At 63.2% G+C, this 17,051-nt stretch carries 2 protein-coding genes; both read right to left on the reverse strand.

Annotated elements, in window-relative coordinates:
- Positions 1-46 precede the first annotated feature (46 nt).
- Complete coding sequence (locus tag QYQ93_RS12355; protein WP_338477067.1) at positions 47-14,896, reverse strand: non-ribosomal peptide synthase/polyketide synthase; 14,850 nt, start codon at positions 14,894-14,896, stop codon at positions 47-49.
- A 132-nt stretch (positions 14,897-15,028) separates the two neighbouring features.
- Positions 15,029-16,678 carry a cyclic peptide export ABC transporter gene (locus QYQ93_RS12360; protein WP_338477068.1) on the reverse strand — a complete coding sequence of 550 codons (1,650 nt, stop codon included), beginning with the start codon at positions 16,676-16,678 and terminating at the stop codon, positions 15,029-15,031.
- Positions 16,679-17,051: the final 373 nt, after the last annotated feature.

Here is a 17,051-nt window from a genome sequence, read left to right on the forward strand (position 1 = left end):
AGTAGGGTGAAGTGCCGCCCCTCAACAGCGCGGGGCGGCAACGGTTTCAACTGGCTACGGTTTGCAGCGCCAGGTGCTGCAACAGCCCGTGAAGCAGGGCCGGGTGATTGAGGATGTCGTAGTGGCCGGCCTGGATCTGCTCGTTGCTGCGGGCACCGGGCAGGTTCGAGGCGGGCTGGCCGGGCGTCGCACTGGCCCACCAGCAATCGGCCTGGGCCCTGGTGGCCGGCAGACCTTGCAGGCGCTGGGACAATGCCTTGAGTTTCATCGCCACCTGGAAGGTGTGGGCCAGTTCCTCGGCACTGATTCCGGCATACACCGATTGCGCAGCGGCGCCCGCCTGGACCTGCGCGATCAGGTGCTCAAGATCCGCGCTGTCGGTGGTTGCGCTGACCTCAAAGGTCGGCAGGCTTTGCGCCGGCAGACCGAACAGCACCGCCAGGAAACCGCGCAAGTCTTCGCTCCAATCGTCGCTGACGACGTCTTCGCCCGTGGGAATGAAGCTGTCGACCAGGCCCAGGAACGCCACCCGTTGACCCTGGCTTTCCAGCTCCTGGGCCACCAGCACCGCCAGCGTGCCACCCAGCGACCAGCCCATCAGGTGATACGGGCCACTGGCTTGTTGCTGGCGGATGTATTGGCTGTAATCGATGGCCATGGACTCAAGGGATTCATCCTCCCACTGGCGATCCAGCAACATCCGGCATTGCAGGCCATAGACGCTGCGCTGCCCATCCAGCCGGCGAGCCAGGGGTTCATAGTCGAACACCGTGCCAAAACCGGCATGCAGGCAGAACAGCGTTGGGCTCTGAGGCGTTTCACTGTTGAGCAACAGCAGCGGGTTCAGGCTCGCATCCTCCTCGGCAAAGCCGGACAGCTCGGCGATGGTCGGCTTGCCGATCATGTCCCGCAGCTTCAGTTCGATGCCGATATCCGGCTGGCTGCGCACCTTCGACAGGACCTTGAGAATGCGCAGCGAGTCGCCGCCCAATTCGAAGAAGTTGTCGGTGACGCCCACACTCTCCAGTTCCAGCACTTCCTGCCAGATCGCCGCCAGTTGTGCTTCCAACTGATTACGGGGTGCTACGAAGGTACGGCCCTTGAAGTCCGGGTCGGGCAGGGCCTGGCGGTCCAGTTTGCCGTTGGGGTTGAGCGGGAAGGCCGCAAGCGCGAGGATTTGTGCCGGCACCATGTAGTCAGGCAGTTCCCCTTGCAAGTCTGCACGCAAGCGTTCACCCAGGCCGGTCGAGGCGTTGGCCACCACGTAACCGATCAGTTGCTTGCCGCCGCCGGTGTCGCGGGCGATGACCACGGCGTCCTGTACTTCGGGACACTCGCGCAAGCGTGATTCGATTTCTCCCAGCTCGATCCGGAAACCGCGGATTTTCACCTGGTTGTCCAGGCGACCGAGGTAGTCGATCACGCCGTCGGGGCGTTGGCGCACCAGGTCGCCGGTGCGATACAGGCGGGTGCCGTCTGCAGCGAACGGGTCGACCACAAAACGCTCGGCGCTCAGGCCGGGGCGCCGGTGGTAGCCACGGGCAACGCCTTCGCCGCCAATGTACAACTCGCCCGCCACGCCGTCGGGCACCGGGTTGAGGTGTTCATCGAGCACATACAGGGTACGTTCACCGATGCGTGTGCCGATCGGCGCGTACACCGCCGCGCAAGTTTGATCGGCACTCACTTTCCACAGCAGTGGGGTGACCACGGTTTCGGTAGGCCCGTAACCGTTGGTCAGGAACTGCGGCTTGAGCACGCGCTTGACCAGCTCGAAGTTGGCCTCGGCCACCGCATCGCCACCGAAGCAGTAGATGCGCACGGGCGGCGGCGCGCCGTTCTGGCTGTCGCCATACTCGGCCAACTGCTGCAGATACGCCGGTGGGAAGCATGCAATGCTGATGTGGTGGGCGTGCAGGGCCTGCCAGGTTTCTTCCGGGGTCCACAGTTGATTGCCACGCACCACCAGGCACCCGCCACTTTGCAGGGTAGACAGCCAGCGCTCCTGGGCACCATCGAAAGCGAACGACATGAACAGCAACTCACGGGTGCTGGCGCCCATCTCGTAACGCTCGGCAATCGCCTGACAGTGCATGCGGATCTGCCCATGCGCCACGGCCACGCCCTTGGGCTTGCCGGTGGAGCCCGAGGTGTAGATCAGGTAGGCCAGGTTGTCGTCGTGTGCCGTGTGTATCGGGCAAATCGCCGGCCAGTCTGCCAGTGGCAGGCGATCGAGTTCGATCAGGTTGGCACCACCGAGGCCAGCGAAACGCGAGCGCAGCGCGTGCTGGCTGAGCAGCACCCGCATGCCCGAGTCTTCGACGATCCACTGCACGCGGTCTTGCGGGTAATCGATGTCCAGCGGCACGTAGGCGGCACCGGTTTTCATCACGCCATAGAAGGCGACGATGACATCCACCGAGCGTTCGAGCGCGACGCCGACAAACATTTCCGCTCCGATACCCTGGGCGATGAGGTAATGCGCCAGGCGGTTGGCGCGGGCGTCCAGCTCGCCATAGCTCAATTCGATCCCGTCGCAGACCACCGCCACCGCGTCGGGATGCTCCTGCGCGTGCTGGCCGATTACCTGGGCCAAGTGGGCGCGCGGCGCCGTGCCGGGGTTCAGCAGGTTACGTTGGCGCAACCAGTGCTGCTCGGTGTCGGCCAGCATCGTGAGGCTGCCGAGATTGGCCTGACTGTTGCTCAGCAGCTCCAGCAGCAGGGTTTCAAAGCTGCGGCGGATTTGCGCGGTGGCGGCCTCGGTGAAGCGGTTGCGCAGGTACAGGAACTCGATCTTCAGGGTGTCGCCAAGGTTGATTGCCAGGTCCATGGCAAAGTTGGTGACATCGCGGCTGCTGACTTCGCCGAAGCTCAGGTGCTCTTGCCCGGCTTGCTGCAGGCGTTCATCCACCGGGTAGTTTTCAAACACCAGGATGCTGTCAAACAGTGGCTGGCCGCCCTGGCCCGACCAACGTTGTACGTCCGCCAGGGACGCATGCTCGTGGTCGCGCACCTCCAGGTTGTAGGCCTGCAAGTCTTGCAGCCACTGGGCGACGGGCATGTGCGGCTGCGGCGTCTGGATGATGGGCAGGGTGTTGATAAACAACCCGAGCATGTCTTCCGAGCCGGGCAGGCTGGCCGGGCGCCCGGCGACGGTAGCGCCGAAGCACACGGTGTCCTGGCCCGTGTAGCGCTGCAACAGCAGCAGCCAGGTGGCCTGGATAAGGGTGTTGGGGGTGACGCGCAGGCGTTGGGCCTGTTCGCGCAGTCGAGCGGTTTGCACGGCATCCCAATCCAGATATAGCGCCGCGTGGCCGTCCAGCTCGGCGCTCGGTTTGGGTGAAACGCTGTTGGCCAGCGACGAGGTGCCGCCCAAGTCCTGCAGCCTGGTTTTCCAGAATTGCTCCAGCACGGTCTGGGACTGCGCTTGCAGCCAGCGGATGTAGTCGCGGTAATGCCCACGCTTGGCCGGTGCGGCCTGGCCGTTGTAGATCGCGAAGACTTCTCCGAGTAAACGCGAATTGGACCAGCCGTCCATGAGGATGTGGTGGCTGGTCCAGATCAGGTAGTGGGTCTGCGGATCGAGCTGTACCAGGGTCAGGCGCGTCAGGGGTGCACGCAGGAGTTCGAAGCCTCGAGCGCAATCCTGGCTGGCGAGGGCTTGCAGGTCTTGCGCGCTGACCTCGCGCTGCTGCCAGTCGAGAACTTCCACGGGCATGCTCGCAGCGCGATATACCACTTGCAGCGGCTCGGCCAGCTGGTTATCGGCCCAGAACCCGGTACGCAGGATTTCATGGCGCTCGATCACGGCGGTCCAGGCCGCAGTGAACCGTGCGACGTCCAGGCCGTTGACCGAGACGGCCATCTGGTTCACATACAGCGCACTTTCCGGTGCTTCCAGAGTGTGAAACAGCATGCCCTGTTGCATCGCCGACAAGGGGTAGAGGTCTTCCACCTGGGGCAATGGCACCGGCAGCCGGTCCAGTTGCGCCTGGCTGATGCGCGCCAGCGGGAAGTCAGAGGGTGTCACACCCCTGTTAGCGCTGTCGCAGCAATGCTCGATCAGGGCCAGCAGCTCTTGCTTGAGGTCGTCGGCCAGGTGGGCAATGGTGGCCTCGTCGAACATCTCGCGACTGAACTGCCAGCCCAGGGTCAGCTCCTCGCCGTACACCTGGCCGTTGAGGCTCAGCCAGTTGCCCAGCGGTGCACCCAGCGCCTGCTCGCGGCCACTGCCTTCGGCAGCGGGCGCCAGCCACGAGCCCTGGGCTGCATCGAAGCTGGCGTCGAATTGGCCAAGGTAGTTGAACGTGATGCGTGGCGTCGGCAGGGCAGCGAGGCTGGCCTGTGCCTGCGGCGTGCCCAGGTAGCGCAGGGCGCCATAGCCCAGGCCTTTGTCGGGGATCGCGCGCAACTGTTCCTTGATTTGCTTGATCGAATCGCCAAGGTTCGCAGCCGGTACCAGCTTGACCGGGAACAGGCTGGTGAACCAACCCACCGTACGGGTCAGGTCGATGTCATCGAACAGGTCTTCGCGACCATGACCTTCCAGCTCGATCAGGCAATGTCCGGTGCCGGTCCAGCGGCTGATGACGCGCGCCAGTGCGGTCAGCAGTAAATCGTTGATCTGCGTGCGGTAGGCTTTGGGCGCCTGCTGCAGCAGTTGGCGTGTCTGCCCGGCGTCGAGGTGGGTATGCAGCGTGTGGCTATGGCGATTGTCCAGGCTGGCGTTCGGACGTTCGCACGGCAGGTCGACCACAGCGTCGCGCAGTTGCGCCTGCCAATAGCTGAGTTCGTCTTGATCGCGGTCGGCACGCTGTTGCAGGCGCTCGGCCCAGGCCTTGACCGAGCTGGTGCGGGTCGGCAGCTGCAGCGGTTGGCCGCTGCTCAGCTGTTGATAGGCGTTTTGCAGATCTTCGAAAAGAATCCGCCAGGACACGCCATCCATTGCCAGGTGGTGAATCACCAGCAACAGGCGTTGAGTGCCATCGGCCAGGTGGATCAACAGGGCGCGGATCAGCGGGCCGTGTTGCAGGTCGAGGCTGCCCTGGACCTGATCGCACAGCTGCGACAACTGCTCGGCGGTGGCGTCCACTTGTTGCAGCTGCCAGTCGCCCATTGGTCGGTAATGTGCGCTCCAGCCGGCGGGCTGTTGTTGAAAACTCAAACGCAGGGCATCGTGGTGCTCGATCACGGCGTACAGCGCCCGTTGCAGCGCCTCGGCCACTAGCGGTTGCGCAGGTTTGAGCAGCACCGACTGGTTCCAGTGATGACGCTCAGGGATCGTTGTTGCAAAAAACAGCTGATGAATCGGCAGCAGCGGCAGGGTGCCGGTGGCGGGGCCCTGGTCGATCACCTGAGCCGTCGCGCCGCTACGGGCGACGCTGGCCAGGCCCTGCACGGTCTGGTGCTGGAACAGCTCCTTGGGGGTAAAGGCGATGCCTTGCTGACGAGCGCGGCTGACCACCTGGATGGAGATGATCGAGTCACCGCCCAGCTCGAAGAAGTTGTCGTTCAGGCCGACGCGTTCCAGTTTGAGCACGTCTTGCCAGATAGCTGCGATCTGCTGCTCCAGCGGGCTTTGCGGCGCCACATAGGCTTTTTGCAACAGGCTGGCATCCGGTTTCGGCAGGGCCTTGCGGTCCAGCTTGCCGTTGGGGCTCAGGGGCAGTTGATCGAGGAAGATCAATTGCGCCGGTACCATGTAGTCGGGCAAGTGTTCGCTTAGGCGCTGCTTGATCTCGCTGCGCAGTTCATCGGCCTCGCGGATTTGGGTCGGCACCGCGTAGGCGACCAATTGGCCGTCGGCGGCGATCACCACCGCTTCGCGCACGCAGTCCAGTTCCATCAGGCGGGTTTCGATTTCCCCCAGCTCGATACGCAGGCCGCGGATTTTTACCTGGTGGTCGATACGTCCACGGTATTCGATCACGCCGTCAATGCGATAGCTGGCCAGGTCGCCAGTACGGTACAGGCGCTGGCCGTCTCCAAAAGGGCTGGTCATGAAGCGCTCGGCGGTCAGGGCCGGGCGGCGGTGGTAACCGCGGGCCAGGCCTGCACCGCCCAGGTACAGCTCGCCGATCACCCCAGGCGGCACCGGTTGCAGCTCGGCGTCGAGGATGTAGGTGCTGAGGTTGGCAATCGGCTGACCGATGGGCACGCTGGCCTTGCCTTCTTCGCGGCAGGTCCAGTGGGTCACGTCGATGGCGGCTTCGGTAGGGCCGTAGAGGTTGAACAGCGCGGCGTTCGGCAGCTTGGCGAAGACCTGTTGCTGCGCGTCCACGGGCAAGGCTTCGCCGCTGCACACAATGCGTTTGAGGCTGGTGCAACGGGCGACATGTTCATCGAGCAAGAACACCTGCAGCATCGACGGCACGAAGTGCAGGGTGCTGACCTGGTAGCGCTGTATCAGGCTCATCAGGGTAGCCGGGTCGCGATGGTCGCCCGGGCCGGCAACGGCCAGGCGTGCGCCGGTCATCAGCGGCCAGAAGAACTCCCACACCGACACGTCGAAGCTGAACGGGGTTTTTTGCAGCACGGTGTCGTTGGCATTCAAGCCATAGGCCTGTTGCATCCAGCACAGGCGGTTGGTCAAGGCCGAGTGCCGGTTGCCGGCGCCTTTCGGTTGGCCGGTGGAGCCGGAGGTATAGATGACATAGGCGAGGTTTTCGCCGTCAACGGCAATCTCAGGATTGACCTCGGCATAACCGCTCACATCCAGTTGATCCAGCGCCAGTACGGGCAGCGCCGCCGGAATCGGCAATTGCGAGAGCAACTGCTGCTGGGTCAACAGCAGGCCAATGCCGCTGTCCTCGATCATGTAGGCCAGGCGGTCCTGTGGATATTCGGGGTCCAGCGGCACATAGGCACCACCGGCCTTGAGCACGGCGAGCAGGCCTATCACCATGTCCAGGCTGCGTTCGGCCGCGATGCCTACCAGCGCATCCGGGCCGACGCCGAGTTCGATCAGCTTATGCGCAAGCTGGTTGGCGCGGCGGTTGAGCTGGTCGTAGCTCAGCTGTTGCTCACCGAACACCAGCGCCGGTGCCTCGGGCGTGGCGGCCACCTGGGCCTCGATCAACTGCTGTACGCTGTGGTCGAGCGGGTACTGGATACCGGTGTTGTTCCACTCGTCGACGATCTGTTGTTGCTCGCCTCTATCCAGCATCGGCAGGTCTGCAACCCGTTGTTGTGGATCTTCAAGGAGACTGCGCAACAGCTGTTGCCAATGCCGACCGAGGCGCTCGATGCTGGCGGCGTCGAACAGGTCGGTGGCGTAGGTCAGGCTCGCGCTCAGGCCTTCGGCCGACTCACTGGTGCTGAGGGTCAGGTCAAATTGCGCAGTACTGCCTTCCCAGTCCAACCCCTCGACCTGCAGCGCCGAATGCAGTGACTGGCCATTGGTGCTGCTGCGCTTGTCGGCACTCTGGTGATTGAACATCACCTGGAACAACGGGTTATGGCTGAGGCTGCGCTCCGGTTGCAACGCCTCCACCAGTTGTTCGAAGGGCAGGTCCTGATGCGCCTGGGCATCCAGTGCATGTTGCTTGACCTGTTGCAGCAACTCCTCGACGCGCAATTGCGCGCTGAACTCGGCTTTCATGATTTGCGTGTTGACGAAGAAGCCGATCAGCCCTTCGGTCTCGACGCGGTTGCGGTTGGCGATGGGTACGCCGACGCGGATATCGTGCTGGCCGCTGTAGCGGTGCAACAGAACCTGGAACGAAGCCAGCAACAGCATGAACGGCGTGACACCGAGGCGTGGGGCCATGTGCTGCACCGCGTCGCTCAGGCCAGGCGCCAGGGTGAGTGACAGGTGGGCGCCACGGTAGCTTTGTTCCGCCGGGCGCGGGCGATCCGTCGGCAACTCCAGTACGCTGTTTTCTCCGGCCAACTGGGCGGTCCAGTAGGCCAGTTGGCGTTCACGCTCGCCGGCGTCCATCCATTGGCGTTGCCAGGCGGCATAGTCGGAGTATTGGACGGGCAGGGGGGCCAGTGGGGCGGGTTGCCCGGCCTGGGCCGCGCCGTACAGGCTGATCAGCTCTTCAACCATCAACTGCACCGACCAGCCATCGGAAACGATGTGGTGCTGGGTAAGTACCAATACATGGTCATCGTCCGCCAGGCGCAGCAGCCTGACCCGCAGCAGCGGGCCGCGTTGCAGGTCGAACAGTTGTCGGCTTTCGTGCTCTACAAAGGCTTTGAGCGTGGCGTCGTCCGGCGTGCCGTGCAACGTTTCGACCACGAGGGCCAGCTGTGCCTTTGCGGCGATGACTTGCCGGGGTTGTTCGTTGTCCATCACAAAGGTGGTGCGCAGGGTTTCATGGCGGGCGATGAGTTGGTTGAAGGCTTGCTCCAGCGCCGCGACATCCAGCGCGCCCTTGAGACGCAAGGCGGCCGGCAGGTGGTAGGCGGCGCTGTGCGGGTCCAGTTGCCAGAGGAACCACTGGCGTTCCTGGGCGTAGGACAGGGGCAGCGCCTGATCGCGTGCGACGGGCGTCAGGGGCAGCTCATCCTGACGGGAGCGGCCGTGCAGGCCGGCGACGAAATCCCCAAGCACGCTGCGTTCGAACAGGCTGCGCAGGGCCACGTCAATATTCAGGGCGTGGCGTACCCTGGAGATGATCCGGGTCGCCAGCAACGAGTGGCCACCCAGAGCGAAAAAGTCGTCCGTGAGCCCCACCTGCTCAAGGCCCAGCACGCTTTGCCAGATCCCGGCGACCTGAATTTCCAGCGCCGTTCGCGGTGCCACATAAGCTTTTTGCAACAGGCTCGCATCCGGTTTCGGCAGAGCCTTGCGATCCAGTTTGCCGTTGGGGCTCAGGGGCAGTTGATCGAGGAAGATCAGTTGCGCCGGCACCATGTAGTCGGGCAAGTGTTCGCCCAGGCGCTGCTTGATCTCGCTGCGCAGTTCATCGGCTTCGCGGGTTTCGGTCGGTACGGCATAGGCGACCAGTTGGCCGTCGGCAGCGATCACCACGGCTTCGCGCACGCAGTCCAGTTCCATCAGGCGGGTTTCGATTTCCCCCAGCTCGATACGCAGGCCGCGGATTTTCACCTGGTGGTCGATGCGCCCCCGGTATTCGATCACGCCGTCGGTGCGATAACTGGCCAGGTCGCCGGTGCGGTACAAGCGTTGGCCGTCGCCGAACGGGCTGGTCATGAAGCGCTCGGCGGTCAGGGCGGGACGGCGGTGGTAGCCACGAGCCAGGCCAGCGCCGCCCAGGTACAGCTCGCCGATCACCCCAGGCGGCACCGGCTGCAGCTCGGCGTCGAGGATGTAGGTGCTGAGGTTGGCGATCGGCTGGCCGATGGGCACGCTGGTTTTGCCTTCTTCGCGGCAGGTCCAGTGGGTCACGTCGATGGCGGCTTCGGTGGGGCCGTAGAGGTTGAACAGCCCGGCGTTCGGCAGCTTGGCGAAGACCTGCTGTTGCGCGTCCACGGGCAAGGCTTCGCCGCTGCACAGGATGCGGGTGAGGCTGGTGCAGCGGGCGACGTTTTCATCGAGCAAAAACACCTGCAGCATCGACGGCACGAAGTGCAGGGTGCTGACCTGGTAGCGCTGGATCAGGTTTACCAGGGCGGCGGGGTCGCGGTGGTCGCCCGGGCCGGCAACAGCCAGGCGTGCACCGGTCATCAGCGGCCAAAAGAACTCCCACACCGACACGTCGAAGCTGAACGGGGTTTTTTGCAGCACCGTATCGGCGTCGGTCAATGCGTACGCCTGTTGCATCCAGCACAGGCGGTTGGTCAAGGCCGAGTGCCGGTTGCCGGCGCCTTTTGGTTGGCCGGTGGAGCCGGAGGTATAGATGACATAGGCGAGGTTTTCGCCGTCAACGGCAATCTCAGGATTGACCTCGGCATAGGCGCTCACATCCAGGTGGTCCAGCGCCAGCACCGGCAGTGCCGCCGGAATCGGTAATGATTCAAGCAAATGCTGCTGGGTCAACAGCAGGCCAATGCCGCTGTCCTCGATCATATAGCTCAGGCGGTCCTGCGGATATTCCGGATCCAGCGGCACATAAGCGCCACCGGCCTTGAGCACCGCCAGCAGGCCGATAACCATGTCCAGGCTGCGTTCAGCGGCGATGCCTACCAGCGCATCCGGGCCGACACCCAGCTCGATCAGCTTGTGCGCAAGCTGGTTGGCGCGCCGGTTGAGCTGGGCGTAGCTGAGTTGTAGTTCGCCAAATACCAGGGCTGGCGCGTTCGGCGTTGCGGCCACCTGGGCCTCGATCAACTGCTGCACGCTATGGTCCAGCGGGTACTGGGTGTCGGTGCTATTCCACTCGCTCACGATCTGTTGTTGCTCGCCGCGATCCAGCATCGGCAGGTCTGCAACCCGCTGCTGTGGATCTTCAAGCAGGCTGCGCAACAGCTGTTGCCAATGCCGTCCGAGGCGCTCGATGGTGGCGGCGTCGAACAGGTCGGTGGCGTAGGTCAGGCTCGCGCTCAGGCCTTCGGCCGACTCACTGGTGCTGAGGGTCAGGTCAAATTGCGAAGTACTGCCTTCCCAGTCCAAGCCCTCGACCTGCAGCGTCGCAGGCAATGACTGGTCTTTGGTGGTGCTGCGCTGGTCGGCACTCTGGTGGTTGAACATCACCTGGAACAATGGGTTATGGCTGAGGCTGCGCTCTGGTTGCAACGCCTCCACCAGTTGTTCGAACGGCAGGTCCTGATGGGCCTGGGCATCCAGTGCATGTTGCTTGACCTGTTGCAGCAACTCTTCGACCCGCAATTGCGCGCTGAACTCGGCTTTCATGATCTGCGTGTTGACGAAGAAGCCGATCAGCCCCTCGGTCTCGACGCGGTTGCGGTTGGCGATGGGCACGCCGACACGGATATCGTGCTGGCCGCTGTAGCGGTGCAAAAGAGCCTGGAACGATGCCAGCAACAGCATGAACGGCGTGACGCCGAGGCGAGGGGCCAGCTGCTGCACCGCGTCGCCCAGGCCAGGCGCCAGGGTGAGCGACAGGTGGGCGCCACGGTAGCTTTGTTCCGCCGGGCGTGGGCGATCCGTCGGCAACTCCAGTACGCTGTTTTCTCCGGCCAACTGAGCTGTCCAGTAGGCCAGTTGGCGCTCACGCTCGCCGGCGTGCATCCATTGGCGTTGCCAGGCGGCATAGTCGGCATACTGGATGGGCAGGTCGGGCAGGCTGACGTCCTGTTGCCGACTTAAACCCGCGTACAGGGCGATCAGCTCCTGGATCATCACATTGATCGACCAACCGTCGGAGACGATATGGTGTTGGGTGATGATCAGCACGTGATCGTCAGGTGCCAGTGTCAGCAGTTTGACCCGCAGCAGCGGGCCGTGCTGCAAATCGAACAGCTGCTGGGTTTCGTCTTCGACACACGCACGGATCGTCTGCGCGTCGGCTTCCGGCCGCGATTCGATACTCATTGCCAGGCGGGCGTGGGGGGCGATGCGTTGCACGATGCGCTCACCCTCCTGGGAGAACGACGTGCGCAGGCTCTCATGGCGGGCAATCAGGCCGTCAAAGCTGCGTTGCAGGGCCTGGGTGTCCAGGTGGCCGCGCAGGCGCAGGGCCGCCGGGATGTGGTAGGCCGTGCTGCCGGGATCGAGTTGCCAGAGGAACCACTGGCGTTCCTGGGCGTAAGACAGGGGCAGCGGCTGATCGCGGTCGACCCGTACCAACGGCGGCTCGTGGCGGGCCGGTTCCTGCGCCAGGCTGACGACGAACGCGTGCAGGGTGCTGCACTCGAACAGGCTGCGCAGGGGCACATCGGTGTTCAGGGCATGGCGCACTCGGGAGACGACCTGGGTGGCCAGCAGGGAATGGCCGCCCAGCTCAAAGAAATCATCGTGCAGGCCTACCGTCTGGCGCTTGAGCACGTCTTGCCAGATGGCCGCGACCTGCTGTTCCAGCGGGCTTTGCGGTGCCACATAGGCTTTTTGCAACAGGCTCGCATCGGGTTTCGGCAGGGCCTTGCGGTCCAGCTTGCCGTTGGGGCTCAGGGGCAGTTGATCGAGGAAGATCAATTGCGCCGGCACCATGTAGTCGGGCAAGTGTTCGCCCAGGCGCTGTTTGATCTCGCTGCGCAGTTCATCGGCTTCGCGGGTTTCGGTCGGTACGGCATAGGCGACCAATTGACCATCGGCGGCGATCACCACGGCTTCGCGCACGCAGTCCAGTTCCATCAGGCGGGTTTCGATTTCCCCCAGCTCGATACGCAGGCCGCGGATTTTCACCTGGTGGTCGATGCGCCCCCGGTATTCGATCACGCCGTCGGTGCGATAACTGGCCAGGTCGCCGGTGCGGTACAGGCGCTGGCCGTCGCCGAACGGGCTGGTCATGAAGCGCTCGGCGGTCAGGGCCGGGCGGCGGTGGTAACCGCGGGCCAGGCCTGCACCGCCCAGGTACAGCTCGCCGATCACCCCAGGCGGCACCGGTTGCAGCTCGGCGTCGAGGATGTAGGTGCTGAGGTTGGCAATCGGCTGACCGATGGGCACGCTGGCCTTGCCTTCTTCGCGGCAGGTCCAGTGGGTCACGTCGATGGCGGCTTCGGTAGGGCCGTAGAGGTTGAACAGCGCGGCGTTCGGCAGCTTGGCGAAGACCTGTTGCTGCGCGTCCACGGGCAAGGCTTCGCCGCTGCACACAATGCGTTTGAGGCTGGTGCAACGGGCGACATGTTCATCGAGCAAGAACACCTGCAGCATCGACGGCACGAAGTGCAGGGTGCTGACCTGGTAGCGCTGGATCAAGCTCACCAGGGTAGCCGGGTCGCGATGGTCGCCCGGGCCGGCAACGGCCAGGCGTGCGCCGGTCATCAGCGGCCAGAAGAACTCCCACACCGACACGTCGAAGCTGAACGGGGTTTTTTGCAGCACGGTGTCGTTGGCATTCAAGCCATAGGCCTGCTGCATCCAGCACAGGCGGTTGGTCAGGGCCGAGTGCCGGTTGCCTGCGCCTTTCGGTTGGCCGGTGGAGCCGGAGGTATAGATGACATAGGCGAGGTTTTCGCCGTCAACGGCAATCTCAGGATTGACCTCGGCATAACCGCTCACATCCAGTTGATCCAGCGCCAGTACGGGCAGCGCCGCCGGAATCGGCAGTTGCGAGAGCAACTGCTGCTGGGTCAACAGCAGGCCAATGCCGCTGTCCTCGATCATGTAGGCCAGGCGGTCCTGTGGGTATTCGGGGTCAAGCGGCACATAGGCACCACCGGCCTTGAGCACGGCGAGCAGGCCTATCACCATGTCCAGGCTGCGTTCGGCCGCGATGCCTACCAGCGCATCCGGGCCGACGCCGAGTTCGATCAGCTTATGCGCAAGCTGGTTGGCGCGGCGGTTGAGCTGGTCGTAGCTCAGCTGTTGCTCACCGAACACCAGCGCCGGTGCCTCGGGCGTGGCGGCCACCTGGGCCTCGATCAACTGCTGCACGCTGTATTCGAGCGGGTAGGCGGTATGGGTAGTGTTCCATGTGCTGACCATTTGCTGGTGTTCGGCGAAATCCAGCATGGCCAGTGCTGCCAAACGCTGTTGCGGCGCCTCAATGAGACTTTGCAGCAAGCGCAGCCAATGCCGGCCCAGGCGCTCAATCGTGGCCGGGCTGAACAATGCCGTGCTGTACTCGATGTCCGCCGTGATCTGTTGCGGCGCGTAGTCCACGTGCATCGACAGCTCGAATTTGGCTTCATGCTGCGCCACCGGCAGGAACGCCAAGGACAATTCGCCCAGCGTCAGTGTGTCCGTTTGATCCTGGCTGACACGCCAGTTGAACAGGGTCTGGAACAGCGGGTTGGCCTGGGTGCTGCGTTGCAGTTGCAAGCGCTCGATGAGCAGTTCGATCGGGTAGTCGGCATGTTCCATGGCCGCCCGGGATTGCTGGCGTAGCGCCTGGAGAAAAGCTTCAGTGGTCAGGTCGTCAGTGAGTTGCGCACGATAGATCTGACTGCTGACAAAGAACCCCACCAAGTCCTGGGTCTCGCTCTGGTTGCGACCGGCATTCGGTACGCCGACCGTGAAATCCTGCTGACCGCTGTAGCGGCTGAGCAGCAGCTGCCAGGCGCCAAGCAGCACGATAAATGGCGTCAAGTCCTGTTGGTGGCAGAAATCCTGCAACTGTTGGCTCAGGGTCGCAGGCAATGACAGGTGCAGATTGCCGGCGCGGTGCTGTTGTTCGGCGCTGCGAGGATAGTCGGCCGGCAGGTCCAGGGTGGGAATCTCCTGACCCAGGTAGTCGGCCCAATACTCGGCGGCACGCAGTTGTGCGGGCGTGCCGGGGTATTCCTCGCGCTGCCAGCGGGCGTAGTCGGCGTACTGAATGGAAGGTCGCGCCAACGGCGTGGTATCGCCCTGGCAGGCGCGCCGGTAAGCCTGGGTGAGGTCGTGCATCAGGATCGGATTGGACCAGGCGTCCGAGACGATATGGTGCATGTTCAGCAGCAGGATGTGGTCATCGTGCTCGAGCGTGATCAACGTTGCGCGAATCAGCGGGGCCAGGCTCAAGTCAAACGGCGCGCCGGCCTCGGCCGCAATACGCTGGGCGACGGCAGCGGCCCGGGCGTCGGGCGCGAGACCCGACAGGTCGTCTTCGTGCAGATGGATTCGGGCTTGCGGGTCAAATACTTGCCGGGGTTGGTCGTCCAGGGTCTGGAATGCAGTTCTCAGCACATCGTGTCGGTCGACAACCTGCTGCAGGGCCGCGTCCAGCGCTGCGGTATTCAAGGGGCCGCGCAGGCGCAGTGCGTTGGGCAGGTTGTAGGCGCTGCTGCCGGGAGACAGCTGTTGCAGGAACCACAGGCGTTGCTGGGCGAAAGACAGGGGCGTGGGGCTGCGATGGGGTTGAGCCTTGATGGAATGCTCTGAGCCGACGTCGTCGGCCATCAACAGGGCCAGCAAGTCGTCGTCGGGGAGTTGATTCAGTGAGTTCATGTCGGGTCTCGTCGCCATCGGCTGCGTAAATATGCGTTGTCAGAAAGACGAAGCGTGGCCGACGAGATTTAGGCATGACACGGGACTTCAATGGCCGGCGGCGAACGGCAGGGCGCTCGCCGCAGGGTAGGTTCAGGCGACGGCTTTTTCGCTGATGACGCGCCCGGCCTGCATGCGCACCAACTGGTCGGCGACGTCGAAGTAACGGTCATCGTGGGAGATGACGATGATGGTCTTGCCCAGGCGCTTGAGGTCCGGCAGCAGATCGGTATAGAACACGCGGCGGAAGGTCGGGTCTTGGTCGGCGGCCCACTCGTCGAATACCAGCACCGGCCGTTCGTCGAGCCAGGCGTTGATCAAGGCCAGGCGCTTGCGCTGCCCGGTGGAGAGGTCGGTGGTGGTGAACGCACCGTCACGAATACTGACCTTGTGGGCGATCTCCATACGCTCCAGGTACTGGTTGGCATCCTCTGGTAGGGCTTTATCGCTCTGCACCAGTTCGTCGAACAGGTAATAGTCGGCAAAAATGGTGGTGAACATCTGCCGGTAATCATCCAGGCCACGCGCGTCGACGGCCATGCCATTAAGACGGATCTCTCCACTCTGTGGGGTGTACAGCCCCAGCAGCAGTTTGATCAGGGTGGTCTTGCCGCAGCCGTTTTCACCGACGATGAACAGGATCTCCCCAGGCGCGATGCTCAGGTTGACCGGGCCCAGGGTGAAAGGCTCGCTGCCTGCCACGGGCGGGAAGGCGTATTGCACGTCGCGCAATTCCAGGTGCTTCATGGGTGGGGTGCCACGCTCATCGGCGTCCAGCAGCAGGTGGGGCTCGGGCGATGAAAAGCGCTCGGACAGGTCGGCGATGCGGCGGAAGGCGATCTGCGCACGGCTGATGATCGGCAGGTTGGCGATCAGGTTTTCCAGTGGGCCTTTCATATAGAGCAGCACCAGTACAAAGCCGCTCATCATCGCCGGGTTGCTGCTGGGCCAGAACGATTGCAGGGTCAGCGCCAGGCCGATGACCACAAAGAACAGCATCGAACCCAGGCTTTTGGCGATCACGAAAATGTTAATCGAGCGTACGTGCGTGTCGCAGATGTGGTCGGCGGTGGCCTGGATGTTGCGGGTCAACATGGCATGGCGGCGCTTGCGGTGAATCCTCAGCTCCTTGGCACCTTCGGCGATGGCCGAGTAGTGCTTTTGCAGGCTGTCTTCCGCATCGCGTGCCTCATAGAAGCCTTTGATGCCCTTGCCTTGCGCGATGAACTGGATGGCCGAGCCGATGCCGATGGCCAGCAATGTCATAAGGAAAATCGGCAGCGACAGGCTCGCCAGGTAGCCCAGGCAACCAAGGATCACCGTGATCGAAATGGCCAGCGGGGCGAAGGCGAAGGCGAAATCGCTGATGGTGTCGACATCGTGGGTCAGTACCGGAATAAGCCGGTGGCTGCGATAGCGTTCGATCTGTTCGATCGGTGCCGACAATACCTTCGCACCCAGATCCTTGCGTAGCCGGGCAATGACTTTTTGCCCGACAAAGTTGCTGCCGATGTCGGCGGCAATGCTGCTGAGCAGGGCGAGTACGCACAGGCCGGCAAAGGCCAGCACAACCGCAGTGGTAAGGCCGGACTCGCTGTGCAGGCCCTGGTTAACCGTGGCCAGCAGCGCGGTGACGCTCAGGCCTCCCAGGATGCCGAACAGAATCGACAGGATGACGGTGTAGCGATAGGGCTTGAGCAGGCTCAAGAGTTCGCGAAGGGCGCTACGCGGTTTTGCAGTCATGAAACTACCTCGGTCGCGACGTGGCTACGTGCTATGGGCGAGTGGGGGCTGCGTCGATCGAGCTGATCGCCGGCGGGCTTTTGTAGGAGACGTTTCGAGTCTGGCGCGATTTAGCTTTATTGCGCCAGGCCTGGAGGCGGTGCGCACTTATGGGCGCTGATCAAGCAAGGCTGGCGCTGTATCGAAGCAATATTCTGGCGAGGCGCCTAAATTTTTCCTGCCGGACAACGTATTAGTCCTGATAGGGCCGGGTTTTATGTCCGGTGGAGGCGATAAAAAAACCGGTAAATGAGTCTGGTTTTCATTAGTGGATCCGTCTTATTACCAGAGGTGCTCAAAGACGCCACTATTTCTGCCAATCACAGGCCTCATT

It is taken from the genome of Pseudomonas khavaziana, assembly GCF_036704165.1.
Lineage (GTDB): Bacteria > Pseudomonadota > Gammaproteobacteria > Pseudomonadales > Pseudomonadaceae > Aquipseudomonas > Aquipseudomonas khavaziana.

What these genes read in the sequence shown, in the direction of transcription:
- QYQ93_RS12355 (WP_338477067.1), bottom strand. Translation starts at nt 14,896, where the DNA reads ATGAACTCACTGAATCAACTCCCCGACGACGACTTGCTGGCCCTGTTG.
- QYQ93_RS12360 (WP_338477068.1), bottom strand. Translation starts at nt 16,678, where the DNA reads ATGACTGCAAAACCGCGTAGCGCCCTTCGCGAACTCTTGAGCCTGCTC.